This is a genomic window from Ekhidna sp. ABH4_415 (genome assembly GCF_056161305.1).
In genome coordinates, this window is the sequence record NZ_JBSWYW010000003.1 from 1 (window position 1) to 20,240 (window position 20,240).

Sequence of the window (20,240 nt, forward strand, 5' to 3'; positions counted from 1 at the left end):
CAATATTTTCATCATCAAAACCGGCATCCTTGTTCTGCAGGAAGTTCAGTTGACTTAGGACAATCAGCGTACCGATAATTAGCATGATAGAGATGGCAAACTGTGAGGTAACGAGTAACCTTCTGAAGTTTAGCCCACTGGTTTTCAAGTGATTATTTTTAAGGACAGATACGGTCTTGAAAGAAGAAAGGACAAATGCGGGATAAAACCCGGATAGTAAGCCAATAATTAGTCCGGCTGCTATTAAACCAAACAAGAAAATAGGCTCCAGTAAAATAGCCAGCGAAACGGTCTTTTCTGTCAACTGGTTAAAACCAGGTAGTACCAATGCCACAATGGCGATTGCAACAAAAAGTGAGACAAACGTCAGTAACACGGACTCAAAAATGAATTGGTTAATTAGCTGGGATTTCGCACTTCCTAGTGATTTTCTGACTCCCACTTCCTTAGCTCTTTTATTAGCTCTGGCTGTACTGAGGTTGATGAAATTAATAGAAGCGATGATCAGTACGATAATCGCTACCAATCCGAAAATATATACGTTTTTGATATCGCTATTTGCAGTGATTTCATAGTCCAGTTTGCTGTGAAGGTGAATATCTTCCAGTGGTTGAAGCTCAAGTGTGATATCATCTTTCACAAAGTCAGGAAAGTATTTCTGGACGAAATCCGGAAACTGAGTCAGGAGATCTTGTTTGTTCGTGTTTTCCTCTAGTACAATGTAAGTCCAGCAAGGGTTCCAATACCATGTAGTTGGGTAACCACCTCCAAATGAACTCTTGAGGCTTGAAAAGGAAACGATGAAATCAAATTTAAAATGGGCATTTGTGGGAGTGTCTTCAAGTACGCCTGTTACCTGGAGGTTTTGACTTCCCTGAAACTCTAAAATTTTGCCCATTGGATCCTCATCCTCAAAGTATTTTTTTAACATCGAGCGTGTAATCAGGATAGAATTTGGTTCGTTCAGAGCTGTTTCTTTATCTCCGGTGATTAGTTCAAAATCAAAAACTTCAAAAAAGGCAGAGTCTGCAAAAAATATGTTTGGTTCATTGAAGCCTTTATCTGCGGCTTTATTAGCCAGTGCAAGAGAAGGAGATTGAAAATTAAAAAATCGGACTGCCTGCTCTACCTGTCTACCAAAATCAAGCTTCAGTGCAGGACCGGTAGGGAATGGTAGGCTGGCAGAGTGTTCACCTACTCCTTCACTTTCAAATTTTTCTAATACACGATAAGTACGATGAGATTTTGAATGGAAGGTGTCATAGCTAAGCTCATCATAAATGTAGAAGCATATCAGCATGCAACATGCAAGGCCGATAGCCAGGCCACTTACATTGAGGAATGAGTACACTTTTTGCTTGATGAATGTCCTGTAGGTGATTTTGAGATAGTTTTTAAACATGGCAATTTGAGTTGAGTTTTGACTTCTTTTTTTGAAAGCAAATGGGCGACACAAGCCCAAAATGTCGAGGATGAAGAAAAAATCTGCCTTCCATTTCTTCATATTTTCTAGTCGCTCTTCATACAGTTCATACACATCACCACGTAAAATATCCAGATGATCCTCGTGGCAAAACCAGCAGAGAAACCGATCTGCCCACTTTGGTGGATTGGTGGTTTTTATGTGATCAGTCCCCGACATAATTGACCTGTGGTAATGTGTGATACAAAGAGGATCTTAGCTCGTAAGACTGATCAAGTGCTTTTCTGCCATAGGCAGTGATTTCATAAAATCGCTTTCTTCTTCCGCCTCTTTCTGCAGTAGCACCTCCTTCGTGAGATTGTATGAATCCTTTCTTTTCTAATCGGTTTAGTGCAGAATGCAATGCCCCTATGCTGGGTTTTCGATTCGTTTTTTCCTTCAATTCATTTTTGATGGAAATACTATAAGCATTTTGATGAAGTGACCCCACCACGAGTAGGACTAGCTCTTCAAATTCTCCCAGCTGCGTATGTTTCATGAAGACTTAATACGAAGTGAGATTAAATTAGTTTCCTAATCGTATAACATATATAAAAAATAGAAGCCCACCCAAATATGGGTAGGCTCTATGATGTGAATTAAAATGATTTTTAAAAGTCCAGTGCTACGTATAGTTGCAATACTGAGTTTTTGGCATTATCAGCAGCCTCACCTGCGAATGATCCTGATTTACCTATTTCTCTCAATCCATAGTTATATCTAAGACCGATTTGACTAGCATCAAAATCAATGGCTACTCCACCGGAGAGACCATAGTCGAAGGCATGGAAATCATCTCTGTCTAGTTGTGCAACACCATTCACATCTCCATCAGAGTCTACATCTTTGATATTCGCTCCAACAAGCAAAGCGGCATATGGGCCAACATGAAGATTGAAGTCTCCTACATGCCCAACAAAAAGGAGCGGCATCTCAATATAATTAAGGTTGTATCTGTACTTTCCACTACCCAATGCTCCATCATAAACGATTTCCGCGCCTTTGTTGGAATAGTTTAGCTCGGCCTGAAATGCACCGTTTGCTGCTTGATGCCATATACCCAGATTCAGACCGATTTTCATGTTTTCATCACTCACATCATCAACATAAAGGTTGGAGAAGTTTGCTCCACCTTTTATACCACTACGTTGTGCCATCAATAGGCCGACTGTAAGAAAAAATATGCTCAGTAATATGCTTCGAGTTTTCACAGTATTATATAATTAAGATTTGAGAAAAATTTTTAAATAAGGGCCCGCAGGATGCGGACCCTAGAGTCACCACAACCCATAACTGATCCTAGCTTTTGACAGCTACAACCAGGTATTTTGAAATTTCCCAGAACTTGTCCGGGTTCTTGATGTCTATATACTTTACTACGTCACCTTCTTTTACTATCTCATAAGATTCAGAAGGATGTTCCGTAATCAAGTCTACTTTTTCAGCATCGACGATTAGCCTGTTGGTGGTTCTGATGTCTATCTCGCTGAATTTATCCTTGGAAGCATCCGGATCCAACTCATTGGTTTTACCAAACCATAGAAAACCACCTTCTTTAGAGACAAGGCCATCCTTTACTAGTGACTTTTCTGTACCAATTGCGAAGAAAGCCTTGTTTAGCTTTTCTTGCTGCATGTTGATTTTAGCCATTTGTGTATCCAATGTTTGCTCCTGTGTCTCTACTCTATACTCCAATGACTTGATATCTGCAGTCATTTCAGCTATCTCTACGTCTTTCTCCTTCAGCTCTTCTCTTAGCGTGGCAATCGATTGCTTCCTATCTTCAAGTTCTCTAGAAAGCTGATTCACGCGGTTTTTGAATGAACTTAGATTGATATTTGCATTGTCAAGCTTAGCTACTAATCGAGCTACTGTTTCATTGGTTTGAACGATTAGGCTATCAATCATGCTCATATCTTCCACCATCTGCTTTTTGTCAGCAGTGGTGAAATCATTGCTGCTACTGACATCAGATAGTAAATTTTCTCGTTTCTTTATCTTTTCAATTTTGCTTTCCACACCGAACATGATGTCGATTATTTCATTGTAAGCAGAGTCACGCTTTTGTAGCTCCTCTTCCAATTGTATCGACTGTACGGTCAATTCTTCTTTCTCCTCTTGCATGGTAATAAATACCGCTGCAAGGCCCACTGTGATGATTAGTCCAATCATCACGGCAAGTATGTTTTTGTTTTGTGTTTTCATAACGATCTATGGTTTAAATTTTTAGGTTTAAAATTGATTTTATCCACCTCTTAAGTCGTTCGAATCGGAATATGACCGGCACCTTTTCCTGATATTCATCACCATAGGTGCTAATGTGAGCGATGCTACACACGGTGATTCCGAGGAGGATATATGCAAGTGCTACTAGTTCCATAATGATTTGATTAAAAGGTTACCTTAATCCCTAGTCCGGGATCAAGTGCGATGAAGGCATCACCATCAGTTGCCACTTCAAAAAATGGCTTAAAGTCCAGACTCATGGCAATGGGCACTTCCTGAATCTTATATTCAATTCCGAAGATTCCGTCTATTCCGAATCCTAACTCCGAAGTTTCTCTTCGGTACAGTCCTTCGTTATTAACTACATCTGATTGGGTGGCAATATGACCACCAATCCCGTAGTACCAGTTTAATCCCGGCTCAGAAAATGCCGGAGCATACCGCTCAACTAATAAAGTGGCTGTAAAAGCATTGGGGTAAAAACCAACAATACCTTCCAGTGCCTTATTAGCTCCCGTAAAATGTTTAATTGTCAATCCTGAGGTCCCAAGTCCTCTTACTCCCACTGCCGTTTTGTATGAGGTTCCAGTTTTGAGTTGTTGCGCTACAACGGGTGTTGTAAGTAGAACACAAAGAATCAGAATTGGTATAAGTCTTATGAATCTCATAGTCATTTCTCAATTTTGTTTGACTATAAGTATTCAATTGATATGCCTTAAATGTAATTAACTATAAATCAGATAGTTATGAATTATTGATGTGTGAGTTTTTTCTCGATTTGAGAAAATGTATCTTACTGAGAGGATTCTTTTTCTTCTTTTAAGAGCCTGTAAATGGTGGATTGACCAATATCCAGCTTATCTGCTACCATCTTGATGTCATCGTTATACTTCTTGAGGTAAGAATGGATGATTCGCATTTGATATTCACGCATGCTCATTTCTTCTGTCAAAATATCAGTGAGTACATCTTTTTGTGCGAAAGTGATGTCATCCGGAAGGATCTCGTTTCCATCGGCCATCACCATAGCTAACTCTACGATAGACTTCAATTCTCTGATGTTTCCCGGGAAAGGATAATTCATCAACTTTTGAAGGGCCTCTTTACTGAAAGATTTGAGTTCCTGATCATTTTCGTGTGCAAAACCTTCGGCGAAGTGTTTAGCCAAAATAATGACGTCTTTGTCACGCTCTCTGAGCGGAGGAAGTTCTATTGGCAGTCCGAAGAGGCGATAATAGAGGTCTTCTCTGAAGTTTCCATTTTTCACTTCTTGTTGAAGATTTCTGTGTGTTGCCACAATCACCCGACAGTCCACTTTGATTGGTGAGGACCCGCCCACGCGAGTAATTTCTTTTTCCTGAAGTGCACGTAAAAGTTTTGCCTGGAGTGAAATGTCCATTTCACCGATCTCATCAAGGAAGAGCGTGCCTCCCTGTGCCTGCTCAAATTTTCCGATGTGCTTTCCGGTTGCTCCTGTGAATGAACCTTTTTCGTGACCGAAAAGCTCACTTTCTACCAGGTCTTTCGGAATAGCACTCATATTTACTGGCACGAAAGGTTTTGTTTTTTGCTTTCCATTATAGTGGATGGATTTCGCCACCACTTCTTTTCCAGTACCCGTTTCACCGGTAATCATGACGGTAATATTGGTCTTAATGGCCTTTTCAATGAGCTTGAAAACACGCTTTATTCCAGCACTCTGACCAATCATGTTGGTTGAAAATTCATATTTTTTTTCAACCTCTTCCTGTAGCGATTCTACACGCGCTTCGAGTTTTTTATTCTTGTCCAGCTTATTTAGAACATGGATTAATCGATCCCTGATGTCATCCGTTTTTGTGAGGTAGTCATAGGCACCTTTTTTCAGTAGATCGATTGCGGTCTCAATATCTTGTTGCTCAGAAATGATGATCACTTCAATGTCCGGGTTATAAGCTTTGATTTTATCGAAAAGCTCTGATCCGGTGTGGTCTGGCAGTCGAAAATCGAGTGTAACCAGCTGCGGCTTTTCCTTAAGTGCATTAAGCATGGATTCACCATCTGCAAAAGGCTTCACTGAATGGTCAGGATTTAGCTCGAGTGTATGAACAAGCAGCTTCCTGTACCAATCATCATCTTCAACAACAAAAATTTTGAAAGGCTGATTGCTCATTTATTTTTTGGTTTTCTGTAAATGTAACTGAAGCGCTTCAACAAGCTCTTTGGTAGATGTTTTAATGCTTTCAAATTCTTCCTGAGGAATTGGATGACCATCTCTGGCTCGCAGCTCATGCTTTTTCAGGAGGTTTACAACCTGCTCTGCTTTAAGGTGCCTTGCAGGTGCAATGATCTTGTGTAGTACCTCTGCAGCATTTTCCCAATCTTCCTCGTCTACACTTTTGTCAAGGACCCGTAAGTTTTCTTTGGTGCTGGAGATGAAGGTTTCTATCATATCTTTTACGAAGACCTCATCTCCCATATTTGAGAGTCCGTCCAGACTGAAAACTGTATTTTCTGATGCCATTTTTTCAAATTTAGTATCGGATGGTTGGTTTTCCTTCATTAGAGCAAGGAGTTCGTCAGTGTCAAACGGTTTTCTTAGCACGCGATTAATGCCCGCACTGAGGGCTTGCTTCATGTCACTATCTGAGACGGTGGCTGTCAGACCAATGATCGGTGTTTCCGCATTCTTTTTGTTTTCCTTCCTGACTTTTTCAGCCACCACAGGACCATCCATTTCAGGCATGCGAAAATCCATCAAAACAACATCATATTGGACTTTTCTCAGAAGATCATAGGCTTGTTTACCATCTTCAGCAATGTCATAGGTGATGTTGTGCTCTTTTAGGATGGCTTCCAGAAGTTTTCTGTTAAACTCCTCATCGTCGGCAATAAGAATGTGCATGTTTTGCAGTTGCGTGTCGCTCTTTTGTACAACAGTGCTTTCCATTTCGCTATCAGCCAGCATGTAGGGAAGTGAAACGGTGAACGTACTTCCTCTGCCTACGGTACTATCAACTTTGATTTTACCACGATGTATGGTTACAAGCTTTTTAGTAATTGAAAGTCCAAGTCCAGTGCCTTTGCGTTTATCCTCACGGTTTACCTGCTCAAATTCGTTAAAGATGTGTTTTTTTCGATTTTGTGGAATACCTATGCCAGTGTCCATAATTTCGAAAGAAAGCTGTACCCCTTTTTTTGATTCTTTTTCTTTTTTAGCGGTCACATATACCCCTCCTTTATCGGTAAACTTGATACCGTTGTAAATGAGGTTCAGAAGAATCTGCCTTAGACGATAAGGATCCCCGATCACAACATCAGGGAGGTTTTCTGTTTCATATTCCAGCCTCAAGCCCTTTTCTTCAGCCTTATCTTCTAAAAGTTTAATGGTATCGTTTACTAAATCGGCTGGACTAAATGCTTTTTTTTCCAGCTTGATTCTTCCACTTTGAAGCTTTGAGAAATCAAGCACATCATTGAGGATGTGAGTAAGGTGCTCGGTGGATTTATTAATGATTTGAAGCTGTTCTTCTTGTTCTTTTGTTAGATCACTTTTAAGAAGCAGTTTGGCAAATCCTCCAATAGCGTTCATTGGAGTGCGTATTTCATGGCTCATATTAGCTAGAAACTGCTCCTTTTCCCTCGCCAATTTAAGCGCGTTGTTTCGAGAAGCGTTTAGCGCGTCCTGATGTTTTTTTGTTCGGAGGATATAAATGACCAGCACTGAAAAGGTGATCAATAGAAGAACAGGAACAACAACACTAAAGCGAGTGACATACTTATTTGTATAGCTGGCTATTTCACGTGCATTGGCCGCATGACTCCTTATTCGATCCAATTCCCAATTTTCCATATCGTTTAGCAAAGTGGATATCTGGGCCTGTATTTCCTGATGATCCTTTTGCAGTGTGAATTCCTTTAGTTTTTGATTGTAAGTCCTTCGTTGGGATTGATTCGCAATCGAGTCTAATTGACTGTTGATGATGTTTTTGTACTCCGCTGAGCTATAGACATCTATTGTGTCAGAAGTTATTATTTCCTTTCTCTGTCCGAAAAGGCTTTGGAGAAAGCCTCGCTTTTTCCTTAGTAGGGTATCTTCAAGAATTTCTTTTGTCTGAATGTCGTTTAATTGGAGTTTCAGGTTAGCAAAAGTTTCTTCCATGGATTCATAGTCCAGATCGGCTACTTGAGATAAAACGGTTCCTTTGGTTAGTATTAAGTCCTTTAGCTTATCCATGGAAGCAAGTATTTTAGGATCGTTGTTTTGCTCCTTTAGGGTATCCACGATTCGAATTGCATTGGCAATGCCTTTTTGGAAGCTTTGCATATGAATATCTTCATTCGTATACACATAGCGTTCCATAGCATGCTCAACTTCCTGTAGCTCCAGGTCTATGTTATTAAGCAAAAGAAGGCTCACATTGGGCTCAACTTCCTTCTCTAAAGCACCAATAATCTGATTGAGATTTTTGTAAGCAAAAAAACCCAGGAACGAAGCACCAATGGTAAGCACCAAAAGTGACGTGCCCAGAATATAAGGGAATCGACTTCTTTTCAAAGATGTTTTTTTGGACAAAAGTGGAATAGTTTAGGATAATAAAAAAAAGGGGCACAATGCCCCTTTTTTTTATTATTATTTCAATAGAATGTTCGCTGTTATAGTAGAATTAGATTCTACACTAATTGTATTGAAAAGCGATCCATTGATCATAATGTCTGTTGTAACTCTTCCCTGGAACTCAAGATCTTCATCATCGTCCGTGTTGGAATATGATGCTACATAAACTTCATAGTCACCTTCTTCCATAAACGCTAGCGTGTATGATCCATCTTCAGCTACAACGGCAGAGTTTACAGAACCTTCATATCTGGTTCTACCTTCTGCAGGTTCACTTTCTTCAGACGAAGAGAAGGTTCCTTTTTGATAAGCATATACTACAAGCTGTTCGCCAGAGTTAGCTTCACCTTCTACTTTACCTTTGATTTCACCAGTAGCGTTCTCTACTACTACTCGACCATTCGATCTTAGTTTGAAAGCAGTCTCTGAAGAACTTTGAGCCTCAGTTACAATTGCTTTTCTCAAGTCAATGTCAGCTACAAGGTTAGTAGTACTATTAGCAGCTACTTCAAATGCACCACTAATTTGATAACCAGTAGTAGTAGCATTATCAATGATTAAATCTCTTCTAGATCCATCTTTCATTTCTACGTAAGAATCAGATTCTCCCGATAGGATAAATCTCAAATCAGAATATGATCCTGCTTCTAGTTCACCTTCTCCTAAGAAATAGGTTTCACCATTTTGGTATGCCATCAGGTTAAACTGCTTAGGCGAACTGAATTTGGCAACTGTTCTGGACTCTCCATTTGCAGTGGCTTTAACTTCACTTACTGAGAGGTTAACACTATTTACATTTTGTGCATCTACCGCGGCATCCGTTGCAGATACTCTAGCGTTACCTTTTGAATCTACTTCTGAATCTCCATCGCTACATGCGAAAAGACCTGTCAATAATAGAATTCCTAAAAGTTTTGTTATTCTTAGCTTATTCATTACGAGTAATTTTTAATTCAACATTTATTTTCGCCATATGGATGTGCCAAGGCTGTGCCAAGAGGACGAAACTGCCGATTTCATGGTTAAAACGGCTAAAATCAACGATGAAGCATGTTCATATTTTCTCAAAATGAGAATATGGGTATTGAATTGAGAAAATTATCGGGGTTCAAATAGAAAAATAACCTCTCCAGAACTCGAACCGGCGACCCGGCGGAATAAAGGTTTAGTAAACTTTTATTCCCTGCCCGCCCCAGTGGCCTCTCTAGGAATCGAACCTAGATCTAGAGTTTAGGAAACTCCTATTCTATCCATTGAACTAAGAGGCCAATATTGCCATACTAAGGCAGGCGGGTATCCATTGAACTACAGGGCCATAAATACACGTATAAAATTAAATAGATAAGTAATAATACTCTCTAGGACTCGATCGCAGCGGCGAACCGCCCTGGATCAAGCGTTTAGGAAACGCCTATTCTTTCCCTTGAACTAAAGAGGCCGATTAAATAAAAAGCAAAAATATAAAACTAAGGTTATAGGAGTGGTTGGCTAGAAAGGGGTTATGTTCCCACCCCTTTTTCTCAGCCTTTTTTCATTAGATGGTATTATCACCTTTTTCAATTTACGCAAATCTTTCCCTTCAATTATTCCAATAGCGTTCATCAGTGTTAAAAAGAAGATGGTAATAACTAATGTGATTAATGTTAATCCTAAAGCAAGCTTTCCCATAATACCTCCTTTTGATCAGAAACCCGTTCAAAATTCTTTCCAATCTAAGGTTTAACTTGTTCAGAGGGTATATTAAGGTCATTTTGTCATAATGGAGGGTTAGTAAACCTCCTGCTGCATATAATTGGGATAGATTCTCATATGCACTTTCTTAACTTCGGAAAAGATCAAATCCCTCAGTTCAGGAATGCCTTCTTTTGATTTTGCACTGATTTGTATAGACAAGCCATTTCCATTTTTAGCAACAGCTTCCTCTACCTTATCAATTTTATTAAAGACTTTAATTGTGGTAATATCTCCTGCTCCAATTTCAGCCAGGGTTTCATCTACCACTCTAATATGATCCTCGTGAGACGGGTTTGAGGCATCAATCACGTGGAGTAAAATATCAGCTTCCATCACCTCAGCTAGCGTGGATTTAAAGGATTCGATCAAAGAATGAGGTAGCTTTCTTATAAAACCAACCGTGTCTGAAAGCAGGAAAGGAATGTTATTTAAAACCACTTTACGTACTGTTGAATCGACCGTCGCGAAAAGCTCATCCTTTGCATAAACCTTTTCCTTACTCAGTAGCTTCATCAAAGTGGACTTCCCAGCGTTTGTATAACCGACTAAAGCCACCCGGGCAATGCCGCTTCTGGATTTTCTTTGCGTGGTAGATTGCTTCTCAATTTTTTCGAGTTTCTTCTTCAGTACGTTGATTTGATCCCGAATGATCCTTCTATCCGTTTCAATCTCTTTTTCCCCGGCTCCACCCCGTGTGCCTGTTCCACCTCTTTGACGTTCCAGGTGAGTCCACATTCGTGTTAATCTTGGAAGCAAGTACTGAAATCTTGCAAGTTCAACTTGAGTCTTTGCCTGAGCGGTTTTGGCTCGCTTTAAGAAAATATCAAGTATGAGTAAACTGCGATCATAAATCTTAACCTTTAGTTCTTTTTCAAGGTTACGGAGCTGGGAAGGAGAGAGGTCGTCATCAAAAACCACCACGTCGATCTTGTCCATTTTACACATGGTCTTGATCTCTTCCAGTTTTCCCTTGCCTACGAATGTCCGGGGATCAGGATGTTCCAGTTTCTGAGTGAACTTTCCTAAAATGTCTATTTGCAGTGTTTGGGAGAGAAACTCAAGCTCATCCATCATCTCCTGCATACGCTCGTCGGCTTCAGACTTTTCGCCGACTGCTACGAGTACGCCTCGCTCATTCTTTTTTGCAGTTTCTATCATATTTTACGCAAAGTTTGCTAAATAACCCTAGCTTACAAAAGTTTGCTAGCCAAAGAGTTTACACTGTGAAGGTCGCTTTTGTTGCCAATACTTGTTGGAATATCTACAATTTTCGGAAAGGACTCGTTCATCACTTTCTTTTGAGAGGGGATGAAGTGATTGTATTGGCTCCCGAAGATGAGTATGCTGAAAGCATACAGGAGTGGGGAGTAAAATGGATTGATACGCCTCTTCAGGGCACAGGTGCAAATCCGGTTAAGGATTTAGGCTACCTGATGAAAATTCATTCAATCTTCAAAAAAGAAAAACCGGATGTGGCTTTGTCCTACACTATCAAAGCTAACATATATACGTCACTCGTTGGCAAATTCACGTCCGTGCCAGTCATCTGCAACGTGAGTGGATTGGGTACGGTTTTTTTGGTTAAAGGGTTAATTGGAGCAATAGCTTTACGATTGTATAAAATCGCATTCAAATCTGCTAGTCATATCTTCTTTCAGAATGAAGATGATAAGAAGCTGTTCATAACTCACGTTCATCTGTCAGATGATCGGACTGGAGTATTGCCGGGTTCAGGGATTGATCTGACTCATTTTAAGCCGACTACTCTACCTAAAAAAGATAATGTCCAATTCTTGATGATTTCTCGTGTCATCATCGAAAAAGGCGTTCGGGAGTATACTGAAGCAGCAGCCTGTTTCAAAGATGATAATAATGTGAGATTTACATTGGTTGGGAAGTTTGATGAAAATCACTCAAGATCTGTTTCAAAAGATGAGCTCGATGAATGGGTGTCTGAAGGTATCATTGATTATCTGCCTCACTCTGATGAAGTTGAAAAGTTGATTGCCGATTCTGATGCAATTGTTCTACCCTCTTATAGAGAAGGTACACCACGAACATTACTTGAAGGTGCGGCAATGGGTAGACCGCTTCTGGCGTCCAATGTTCCGGGGTGTAGGGAGGTGGTAAAAGATGGTTATAACGGATTTTTATTTGAAGTAAGAAATGCAAAGAGCATAGTTGATAAAATTAAGCTCTTTTTGGCACTCGATTTTGAAGAAAAAACCCAATTGGCAACCAACTCACGTAAGTTGGTAGAGGAGACCTTCGATGAAAACATTGTGATTGACATGTATGATCGTACAATACGTCGAATCATCAGGCCATCATAGATTATTTCTTCTATTTTTACGATATATAAACACTTATCTGTGAACCGTTTAGTATTAATTGTTTTAATAGCTGTTTTAACTAGCTGCAAAGCTTACAAGCAGGACATCATGTTCAGGCTCGATGATGACTTTACTGAGGAAGATCTTTCGACTGTCACCGAGGAAATCGAAGGTAACTATGCATTGAAACCCAATGATGCACTTTTGTTGGATGTTTTCACGAATGATGGGGAGCGACTTATTGATCCGAATCAGGAGCTAATGACAAATCCGGGTCAGCAGCAAGCTCAATTCAGAGATCGGTTTCAATACATTATTCAGGCAGATGGTACTGTAACATTCCCGATGATTGGGGATATGAATCTGGAGGGAATGACACTGTTTGAGGCGGAACGTGCAATTGCGGAGCGTTTCGATAGTGTCTATAAAGGGTCGTTTGTCAAATTGAGAATTACAAACAGAAGGGTGTTTGTGCTTGGAGCACCCGGTGGCAGAGTAGTGCCAATTCCTAATGAAAATACAAGTATTATAGAGGTGCTAGCATCAGCTGAGGGCTTAGAGATGGGTGCTAAATCTCAAAATATCAAGCTTATCAGAGGGCGAGATGTATATCGCATAAATCTGGCCACAATCAGTGGTATGAGAGAATCAAATATGAATGTAGCTCCCGGAGACGTCATATACATAGAGCCGTGGCGAAGACCATGGTTGCAAACATTGAGAGATGTTTCTCCAGCCCTTAGCCTTGTTTCCAGTGTCTTAACTCTAATAGTTGTCGTTCAGAATCTGTAATGGAAAACAATTCACTACCGCAAAACCCATCGGACACAGAAAAGGATTTTTTTGAATCCTTTGATGTCGAACGATTTTGGTATGTGCTAAAAAGTAGCAAATTCTGGTTGATTGGTTTTGTTCTTTTAACTACCTCCCTGGCTTATGTGTATGTCAGATATACTAAGCCAGTATACAATTCCGAGTCGATCATAAAACTGGATTTTGAAAGTGAGGCAAATGTTTTAGGTTTAGTAGAGGTTGTAAATACCCAAGAGCGTAATGAAATCTCCGGTGAAATTGAATTAATCAAGTCCAAGTTGTTCCTCTCAAGAGTTGCAGATGCCGCTAAGATGGACGTTTCCTATCATGTGTACGGAAGATACCTTACAGATGAGCGGTACCGAAACTCGCCTTTCATTGTTTCATATAAGATTCATAATTCAAGCTTTTATAATCGTCCTTTTGATATTGAGTTTGGTGCAGAAGACTCATTTAGTTTGTCGTATCTGCATCAAGGTGAGGAGGTAAAAAAGATATTCAATTTTAATGAGGAGATAAAAACAAAAGACTTTAACCTGCTTATTCAGAGAACAGAAAATTTTAAACCTGAAGATAAAAATAAATACTTTTTTGTCATCTCAAGCAGGGATGCACTTGTCAATACTCTACAGCAAAGTATTGAGATTATACCGGAAAATTTCAATGCCAAAACCATTAAGATTTCATATTCTGATCACAATAAATATAAGGCACGTGATTTAGTAGATTTAATTGATTCACTTTATCTGGATTACACCAAAGAAGTAAAAAATGCAGCTATTGAGCAGAAAATTAATTTTTTGAATGAGCAGATAAAGAGCACGGAGACCAAACTCTCGGAATATGAGGATTATTTTGAGGAGTTTACCATAGAAAACCGAACAACGAATCTGGATGAGGACCTGAGTCGCACCATCGTGCAACTCGCCCTTTTAGATTCACAAAGATTCACCCTCAGAAGAAGCATCAACGATCTGTCTGTGATTCAAAAACAGGTTAATGTAAAAGGAGCGATCGCGGTTAACCCTCTTTTATTGGAGCAATTACCACGATCACTAGCAGATGCAATAACTGAATATTCTGACTTGCAGCAAGAACGGGAGTTAAAGCTTGCATCTTACAATGAGACCTCTTACATAATCGAACAGATCGACGTAAAGCTGGAGAAATCCAAGGACTTGCTCGGAGACTTATTGGAATCCTATGATCAAACTCTTGAAGATCGCATGGCTCAGATCGATAGAAGGAGAAATATTCTTGAGAACAACCTATCACAAATGCCATCTATGGGGACGGAGTATGGAAAGAATAGAAGGTTTTATGAACTTCAGGAAGAATTTATGCTGTCTTTACAAACCTCTAAAATGGAGCTAGAGATTACAAGAGCCGGAACAGTCACAAAAAATGTAATATTATCTCCCGCCTCTCTTCCACAAGCCCCAATAAAGCCCCAAAAGGCATTGATCATTGGAGCAGGCTTTATGATTGGGATGATCATCAGCGTGGTGTACCTATTGATTAGGTACCTGGCTCATAACAAGGTGTCTGGCGTCCGAGAGTTGGAAAGATTGGTTAAAGTTCCTGTTTTAGGAGCCATACCACAATACAAGAAAGAATCGCTTGATCATACTTCTTTGGTTGTAACCAAAGACTCAAAGAGCTCACTAAGTGAGGCTCTGCGTACCATTCGAACCAATATGGACTTTATTCTCCCAAAACCAGGTTCGAAAACTATCAGCGTGACCTCAACAATCTCAGGTGAAGGAAAAACATTTGTTGCCGCCAATATGGGAGCTATAATGGCCATGACAGGCCAAAAGGTTTGTGTGGTTGATATTGATATGAGAAAGCCAAAAGTTCATCTTGCTTTTGGGGTAACAACTACACAAAACGGAGTTAGTACAATACTTTCAGGGAAGAGTAGTATTAAGGATAGTATTCAAGAATCCAATATTGAAGGCTTGTCATTTATTTCAGCAGGACCAACACCGCCAAATCCTTCTGAACTTTTGCTTCAAAATGACTTTACCAAGATGCTTGAAGAGCTTAGCAAGACCTTCGATGTTGTCATTCTGGATACTCCTCCGGTTGGACTCGTTACTGATGGAAGGCTAGTGATGAAAGCGTGTGACATTCAGGTCTACATTGTTAGAGCTGATTACTCGAAGCGAGCGTTTATCAAAGTACTGAATGATCTGAAAGCTACAGGTCAATTTCCAAATATGACCACTATTCTAAACGCCATTGATTCTACGCCGGGTTATGGGTATGGTTATGGTTATGGTTATGGGTACTATGCAGATGAAAGCTCTAAAAGAAAAAAGGTAGCTAGCAGTATTAAAAACCTATTCTAATGGGCCTTTTCGGTAAGAAAAGCAATCTATCACTAGATGTAGACATTCATTCACATTTGATACCTGGTATCGATGATGGCTCGCAATCCATAGAACAGAGCCTGAGTATGATTAGAAGCCTGATAAATATTGGTTTTAAGAAAATTATAACCACGCCACACATCCACCCTCGTTATCCCAATACGGCCGAAGATATCATGTCTGGTTTGAGCAGGCTTCAGAAAGAAATAATATCAGCAGAAATTTCAATTGAATTGGAAGCTGCGGCCGAATATTATGTTGATGAGGCTTTTCACGCCAAGATCAAAGAAGATGATGAGATTCTCTTTTTTGGTGATAAATACGTGCTTGTAGAGTCTTCTTTCATCAACAAGCCAGCTATTTTTGAGTCAGCAATGTTTGATTTGCAGAGTAAAGGATACAAACCGGTACTAGCTCATCCGGAGCGATATCAATTTCTGGAAGGAAATATTGAGTGGCTTAAGGAACTAAAAGGAATGGGCATTCTGTTTCAGGTGACTTTGGGTTCTATGGGTGGGTATTATGGAGATAAACCTTTGAAGATAAGCAAGCAGCTTTTTAACGAGGGAATGGTTGATTTTCTTGGATCGGATTTGCATCGAGAGACTCATCTTCCATACCTGTCTAAAGGCCTGAAGTCAAAGGAAATACAGCGATTAATCAAATCAAGTCAGCTAAAAAATAGCCAGCTTTTATGAGGGTGTGGAAAACTTTTTAGCCCTTAACTCACAGGTTTTAAATACATTTTCGTTTAAATTCCTTCAATCATTTACCACCGAATTTAATCTTTTGCGATGGCCGAAGAACATAAACGTAAGGAAGAGAGAGAGTTGATAAGAAAGTTTGAAGCATTCCTTAAAAACAGGGAAAATCATTTCTTTGATGAAGAGTCGCTCATTCAAATCATTTGTTACTACAGTGTGCATGACAAACTCAATCAGGCACTTAAGGCGGCCAATATAGCGCTGGATCAGTTTCCTTACTCCGTAGATATCACCATTGAGAAATCTGATGTGCTGGTGAAATTGGAAAAGTCAGACGAGGCTGTAGAGCTTTTGGATGAGACATTAAATATTCAGCCTAATGATCCCGAGCTTCTTCTTCAGAAAGGAGCTATTCATTGCCTGCTTTCCGAATTTGAGGAGGCTATAGAAGCTTATGAACGAGCCATCTTAAATGTGGAGGATAAGGATGAGGTGTATTTCAGTATTGGGATGGCATATCAGGGACTGGGTAAATACAAGGAAGCGGCCCAGCAGTACAAAAAGGCGATTGAGATTAATATGCTTAATGAAAATGCCTTGTATGAACTGGCTTACTGCCTGGATGTCTCAGGCGAATTGGAAAGCAGCCTTTCTTACTATCAAAAGTTTATCGATCAGGATCCATACTCTGAGTATGCCTGGTACAATCTGGGTATCGTTTACAATAAACTTGGAAAATTTGAAGAGGCAGTTGACGCTTATGAATATGCAACTGCCATAGACGAGGATTTTAGCAGTGCCTGGTTTAATATGGGCAATGCGCTCATGAATTTGGGCAAATATGATCGAGCGTTAGCAGCTTATCTTAAAACATACGATCAGGAGGGTGCTTCTCCTGAAACATACTGTCATATTGGAGCAGCTTATGAAAAACTTCAGCAACTTGATTTAGCTATCAAGTATTACCAGAAAGCTACTAAGCTGGATCAGATGTATCATGAGGCCTGGTATGGGGTTGGAGTTTGTCTTGCCCTTCAGGATAAATGGTATGAAGCCATTCATTTTTTGAATAAGGCTTTGAAAATCGATTCGGAAAACGCTCACTATTGGAAGGCTGTTGCTGACGCAGAGTACAAGACAGGGAACCTTGTTTCAGCACTTGATGCTTATCGAGAAGCATGCGAGATGAACGCAGACGATCCACAGGTATGGTTGGACTGGTCGATGGTATATTATGAACAAGGAGATTTTAAGCAAGCCATTGAAATACTGGAAGATGGACTCAATGAGTGTCCGGACAATGCTGAAATGTATTATCGTGGAGTTGTGTATCTAATTGGTTCAGGAAGCTATAAGAACGCAATAAATAGGCTAGAAACTGCTCTAATGCTTGATTTTGAGGGCCATGAGGTACTTTTTGACTTCTTTCCGAACCTTCCTACTCAAAAGGCATTGTACAGAATTATTGATCAGTTTCGTCAGGATAACAAATAATCTTTGACCATCTAAAGATAATTTGTGATTTTTGGGGCTGTTTTGAATTAAGCACCAGATATCCTAAATGAATTATCATCTAAATAACCTACCGGAGCGAACTAAGAAACCAAGAACTGAAGGCTATACTATGGTCATGGACAAGGGTCTCAGCTTGCGTGAAGTCGAAGATCTGATTGAATCTAGTGGAGAGTACATCGATATTATAAAGTTCGGCTGGGCTACTTCATTTGTTTATCCAAAGCTTAAAGAGAAAATAGCTCTTTATAAATCGGCTGGCATCCCATGCTATTTTGGTGGTACTTTGTTTGAGGCATTTGTAGTGCGAGATCAATTCGAGGATTACCAAAGGGTACTTGATGAGTTTGGTTTAGAGCATGCTGAGGTTTCCGATGGATCGGTAGAAATGGATCACGATAAAAAGTGTGAATACATTAGTACGCTGGCAAAGCAGGTAACTGTTCTTAGCGAGGTAGGCTCTAAAGATGCTGCCAAAATCATTCCTCCATACAAATGGATTGAGCAAATGAGGACGGAACTGGAAGCGGGTGCCTGGAAAGTAATCGGAGAGGCTCGTGAAAGTGGAAATGTTGGGCTTTTCAGAGATTCCGGCGAAGTGCGTCAAGGTCTGGTAGAAGAGATTTTAACGCAAATCCCATCAGAAAAAATTTTATGGGAAGCACCTCAAAAAGCACAGCAGGTTTGGTTCATTAAGCTTAGCGGACCAAATGTGAATCTTGGGAACATTGCACCAAATGAGGTAATCCCTTTAGAGACTATTAGACTTGGTCTCAGGGGAGATACATTCAGCCACTTTTTGTAGGCATAAACGCAGCATGATCAACTTTAGACTTTTCCTGAAAGGAGCCGCCATGGGTTGTGCGGATTTAATTCCCGGGGTTTCAGGTGGCACGATTGCCTTAATAACCGGAATTTATGAGGAGTTGATCAATTCTATAAAATCAGCGGATGCACAGGCCTCAAGACTCTTATTAAGATTACAATTCAAAGATCTCTGGCTTCACATCAATGGACCATTCCTGGCGCACGTTTTTGCTGGAATTTTCCTTAGTGTTTTTTCTCTATCGAGTTTGATCACCTATCTATTGAGTGATCATCCGATCCCATTGTGGTCATTCTTTTTTGGACTCATCCTGATCTCTGCTTTTTATGTGATGCCAAAGAAGATGAACCTGTGGAGTTTCGGTTTTGTGATCTTTGGAGCGCTTGCTGCCTATTTAATCACATCTTTAACACCAGCAGAGACAAGTGAGCAGCTCTGGTTTGTTTTTATCTCAGGGGCCATAGCCATATGCGCCATGATTTTACCAGGTATTTCAGGGTCTTTTATTTTGATTTTACTTGCTAAGTATGAGTATGTACTGAATGCGGTGAAATCGTTTGACATTAAAGTCATATTAGTGTTTGGACTTGGGTGTGTGGTCGGGTTGCTTTCATTTTCCAAGTTGATTCACTGGATGCTTCAAAACCATAAATCATTTACAATGGCTTCCCTTGCAGGCTTTATGCTAGGCTCACTTAATAAAATCTGGCCTTGGAAGATCGAGACGGATATTTCATTTGTTAATCTAAGTCCCGCAGAATATGCACAATCTACCAGCACACCGAGTCAGCTAGTTCTGGCAATTACTTTGTTCCTCGTAGGTAGTGGAATTGTATTGCTTTTGGAACGTATGGGCAGAACAGCAGAATAGTTTCTTGTTTTTCTACTGCTTCATTTTTTCACCCTAACTTTAGTCATTTATGAAAAAGTATGGATTGATAGGATACCCGGTTGAGCACAGCTATTCTCAGGATTTTTTTCAGAAAAAGTTCAAAAAGTTGGGACTCAAGGACCATTCGTACGAACTGTTCGAGATGGAGTTTTTGAATGAATTCCCGGCACTTTGGTTGAAGCATGGTGACTTGCATGGAGTGAATGTCACAGTGCCACACAAAGAGCAGGTTTTGAAGTATCTGGATAAGCAAGATGCTAGCTCAATCAAAGTTGGCGCAGCAAATGTGATTCAGAAAAAAGGAGGGAAGCTCATTGGTTTTAATACGGATTTCATGGCATTTCGTGAATCTCTGAAAAACTGGATTGGAAATTTCAAAGGAGAGGCTTTGATCCTCGGTTCTGGCGGAGCTTCAAAGGCGGTACAGGCAGGTTTGACGGATCTCAAAATCCCTTATAATCAGGTAAGTAGAAGCTCAAAAGGAGGTGATTATACCTATGATCAGCTAAAAACGAATCCGGAGGTTATCGAGCGATTCAAACTAATCATCAATACCACTCCATTAGGCATGTATCCAAATATTGAAACCCTACCGGATATTCCCTACCAAAGAATTGTAAATGGAAGTTATTTGTATGATTTAGTCTACAATCCTGAAGAAACAGCTTTTATAAAAATGGGGAAAAAGCAGAAGGCAAAAACTAAAAATGGGCTTGAGATGTTGGAGCTGCAGGCAGAAAAATCTTGGGGTATCTGGACAAGCTAA

Annotated in this window: 18 protein-coding genes and 1 tRNA gene; 8 read left to right on the forward strand and 11 right to left on the reverse strand. The window is 40.0% G+C overall.

Features of this window, described 5'->3' with window-relative positions; translation table 11 throughout:
- The 11 genes from ACXAH9_RS05280 to hflX all read right to left on the reverse strand — a co-directional run.
- Window positions 1-1,642: ABC transporter permease (locus ACXAH9_RS05280; RefSeq protein WP_474893818.1), on the reverse strand; the 1,642-nt coding region annotated here is incomplete at its 3' end.
- Window positions 1,629-1,961 (reverse strand): PadR family transcriptional regulator, encoded by a 333-nt coding sequence (locus ACXAH9_RS05285; RefSeq protein ID WP_474893819.1) that lies wholly within the window; start codon window positions 1,959-1,961, stop codon window positions 1,629-1,631. The genes ACXAH9_RS05280 and ACXAH9_RS05285, both read right to left, overlap by 14 nt.
- A gap of 112 nt (window positions 1,962-2,073) precedes the next feature.
- Window positions 2,074-2,619 (reverse strand): porin family protein, encoded by a 546-nt coding sequence (locus ACXAH9_RS05290; RefSeq protein ID WP_474893820.1) that lies wholly within the window; start codon window positions 2,617-2,619, stop codon window positions 2,074-2,076.
- Window positions 2,620-2,761: 142 nt separating this feature from the next.
- Window positions 2,762-3,667: a Cbp1 family collagen-binding glycoprotein adhesin gene (locus ACXAH9_RS05295; RefSeq protein ID WP_474893821.1), complete on the reverse strand. Its 906-nt coding sequence runs from the start codon at window positions 3,665-3,667 to the stop codon at window positions 2,762-2,764.
- A gap of 13 nt (window positions 3,668-3,680) precedes the next feature.
- Window positions 3,681-3,842, reverse strand: a complete 162-nt coding sequence (locus tag ACXAH9_RS05300; protein ID WP_474893822.1) for a hypothetical protein — start codon at window positions 3,840-3,842, stop codon at window positions 3,681-3,683.
- Window positions 3,843-3,852: 10 nt separating this feature from the next.
- Complete coding sequence (locus tag ACXAH9_RS05305) at window positions 3,853-4,356, reverse strand: hypothetical protein (RefSeq protein ID WP_474893823.1); 504 nt, start codon at window positions 4,354-4,356, stop codon at window positions 3,853-3,855.
- Window positions 4,357-4,481: 125 nt separating this feature from the next.
- Window positions 4,482-5,840 carry a sigma-54-dependent transcriptional regulator gene (locus ACXAH9_RS05310; protein ID WP_474893824.1) on the reverse strand — a complete coding sequence of 453 codons (1,359 nt, stop codon included), beginning with the start codon at window positions 5,838-5,840 and terminating at the stop codon, window positions 4,482-4,484.
- On the reverse strand, window positions 5,841-8,243 hold the full coding sequence (locus ACXAH9_RS05315) for an ATP-binding protein (RefSeq protein WP_474893825.1): 2,403 nt from the start codon (window positions 8,241-8,243) through the stop codon (window positions 5,841-5,843).
- 57 nt (window positions 8,244-8,300) lie between these two features.
- Window positions 8,301-9,221 carry a DUF4382 domain-containing protein gene (locus ACXAH9_RS05320; protein ID WP_474893826.1) on the reverse strand — a complete coding sequence of 307 codons (921 nt, stop codon included), beginning with the start codon at window positions 9,219-9,221 and terminating at the stop codon, window positions 8,301-8,303.
- A 260-nt stretch (window positions 9,222-9,481) separates the two neighbouring features.
- Window positions 9,482-9,553 (reverse strand) — tRNA-Arg (locus ACXAH9_RS05325).
- A gap of 499 nt (window positions 9,554-10,052) precedes the next feature.
- Complete coding sequence (gene hflX / locus ACXAH9_RS05330; protein WP_474893827.1) at window positions 10,053-11,177, reverse strand: GTPase HflX; 1,125 nt, start codon at window positions 11,175-11,177, stop codon at window positions 10,053-10,055.
- A 65-nt stretch (window positions 11,178-11,242) separates the two neighbouring features.
- Between hflX and ACXAH9_RS05335 the strand changes: the two genes are divergently transcribed.
- From ACXAH9_RS05335 to ACXAH9_RS05370, 8 genes are all read left to right on the forward strand, one after another.
- On the forward strand, window positions 11,243-12,352 hold the full coding sequence (locus ACXAH9_RS05335; protein WP_474893828.1) for a glycosyltransferase family 4 protein: 1,110 nt from the start codon (window positions 11,243-11,245) through the stop codon (window positions 12,350-12,352).
- 39 nt (window positions 12,353-12,391) lie between these two features.
- The gene (locus ACXAH9_RS05340) at window positions 12,392-13,144 is read left to right on the forward strand and encodes a polysaccharide biosynthesis/export family protein (RefSeq protein WP_474893829.1); all 753 of its coding nucleotides are present in this window, start codon (window positions 12,392-12,394) and stop codon (window positions 13,142-13,144) included.
- The gene (locus tag ACXAH9_RS05345) at window positions 13,144-15,519 is read left to right on the forward strand and encodes a GumC family protein (RefSeq protein WP_474893830.1); all 2,376 of its coding nucleotides are present in this window, start codon (window positions 13,144-13,146) and stop codon (window positions 15,517-15,519) included. Before ACXAH9_RS05340 ends, ACXAH9_RS05345 begins: the two co-directional genes overlap by 1 nt.
- The gene (locus ACXAH9_RS05350; RefSeq protein ID WP_474893831.1) at window positions 15,519-16,238 is read left to right on the forward strand and encodes a tyrosine-protein phosphatase; all 720 of its coding nucleotides are present in this window, start codon (window positions 15,519-15,521) and stop codon (window positions 16,236-16,238) included. Before ACXAH9_RS05345 ends, ACXAH9_RS05350 begins: the two co-directional genes overlap by 1 nt.
- A 96-nt stretch (window positions 16,239-16,334) precedes the next feature.
- On the forward strand, window positions 16,335-17,738 hold the full coding sequence (locus ACXAH9_RS05355; protein ID WP_474893832.1) for a tetratricopeptide repeat protein: 1,404 nt from the start codon (window positions 16,335-16,337) through the stop codon (window positions 17,736-17,738).
- Between the two features lie 67 nt (window positions 17,739-17,805).
- Window positions 17,806-18,561 (forward strand): phosphosulfolactate synthase, encoded by a 756-nt coding sequence (locus ACXAH9_RS05360; RefSeq protein WP_349563581.1) that lies wholly within the window; start codon window positions 17,806-17,808, stop codon window positions 18,559-18,561.
- Window positions 18,562-18,574: 13 nt separating this feature from the next.
- Window positions 18,575-19,453 (forward strand): DUF368 domain-containing protein, encoded by an 879-nt coding sequence (locus ACXAH9_RS05365; protein ID WP_474893833.1) that lies wholly within the window; start codon window positions 18,575-18,577, stop codon window positions 19,451-19,453.
- A gap of 49 nt (window positions 19,454-19,502) precedes the next feature.
- Window positions 19,503-20,240 carry a shikimate dehydrogenase family protein gene (locus ACXAH9_RS05370; protein WP_474893834.1) on the forward strand — a complete coding sequence of 246 codons (738 nt, stop codon included), beginning with the start codon at window positions 19,503-19,505 and terminating at the stop codon, window positions 20,238-20,240.

What these genes read in the sequence shown, in the direction of transcription:
- ACXAH9_RS05285 (WP_474893819.1), bottom strand. Translation starts at nt 1,961, where the DNA reads ATGAAACATACGCAGCTGGGAGAATTTGAAGAGCTAGTCCTACTCGTG.
- ACXAH9_RS05290 (WP_474893820.1), bottom strand. Translation starts at nt 2,619, where the DNA reads ATGGCACAACGTAGTGGTATAAAAGGTGGAGCAAACTTCTCCAACCTT.
- ACXAH9_RS05295 (WP_474893821.1), bottom strand. Translation starts at nt 3,667, where the DNA reads ATGAAAACACAAAACAAAAACATACTTGCCGTGATGATTGGACTAATC.
- ACXAH9_RS05300 (WP_474893822.1), bottom strand. Translation starts at nt 3,842, where the DNA reads ATGGAACTAGTAGCACTTGCATATATCCTCCTCGGAATCACCGTGTGT.
- ACXAH9_RS05305 (WP_474893823.1), bottom strand. Translation starts at nt 4,356, where the DNA reads ATGAGATTCATAAGACTTATACCAATTCTGATTCTTTGTGTTCTACTT.
- ACXAH9_RS05310 (WP_474893824.1), bottom strand. Translation starts at nt 5,840, where the DNA reads ATGAGCAATCAGCCTTTCAAAATTTTTGTTGTTGAAGATGATGATTGG.
- ACXAH9_RS05320 (WP_474893826.1), bottom strand. Translation starts at nt 9,221, where the DNA reads ATGAATAAGCTAAGAATAACAAAACTTTTAGGAATTCTATTATTGACA.
- hflX (WP_474893827.1), bottom strand. Translation starts at nt 11,177, where the DNA reads ATGATAGAAACTGCAAAAAAGAATGAGCGAGGCGTACTCGTAGCAGTC.
- ACXAH9_RS05345 (WP_474893830.1), top strand. Translation starts at nt 13,144, where the DNA reads ATGGAAAACAATTCACTACCGCAAAACCCATCGGACACAGAAAAGGAT.
- ACXAH9_RS05350 (WP_474893831.1), top strand. Translation starts at nt 15,519, where the DNA reads ATGGGCCTTTTCGGTAAGAAAAGCAATCTATCACTAGATGTAGACATT.
- ACXAH9_RS05355 (WP_474893832.1), top strand. Translation starts at nt 16,335, where the DNA reads ATGGCCGAAGAACATAAACGTAAGGAAGAGAGAGAGTTGATAAGAAAG.
- ACXAH9_RS05360 (WP_349563581.1), top strand. Translation starts at nt 17,806, where the DNA reads ATGAATTATCATCTAAATAACCTACCGGAGCGAACTAAGAAACCAAGA.
- ACXAH9_RS05365 (WP_474893833.1), top strand. Translation starts at nt 18,575, where the DNA reads ATGATCAACTTTAGACTTTTCCTGAAAGGAGCCGCCATGGGTTGTGCG.
- ACXAH9_RS05370 (WP_474893834.1), top strand. Translation starts at nt 19,503, where the DNA reads ATGAAAAAGTATGGATTGATAGGATACCCGGTTGAGCACAGCTATTCT.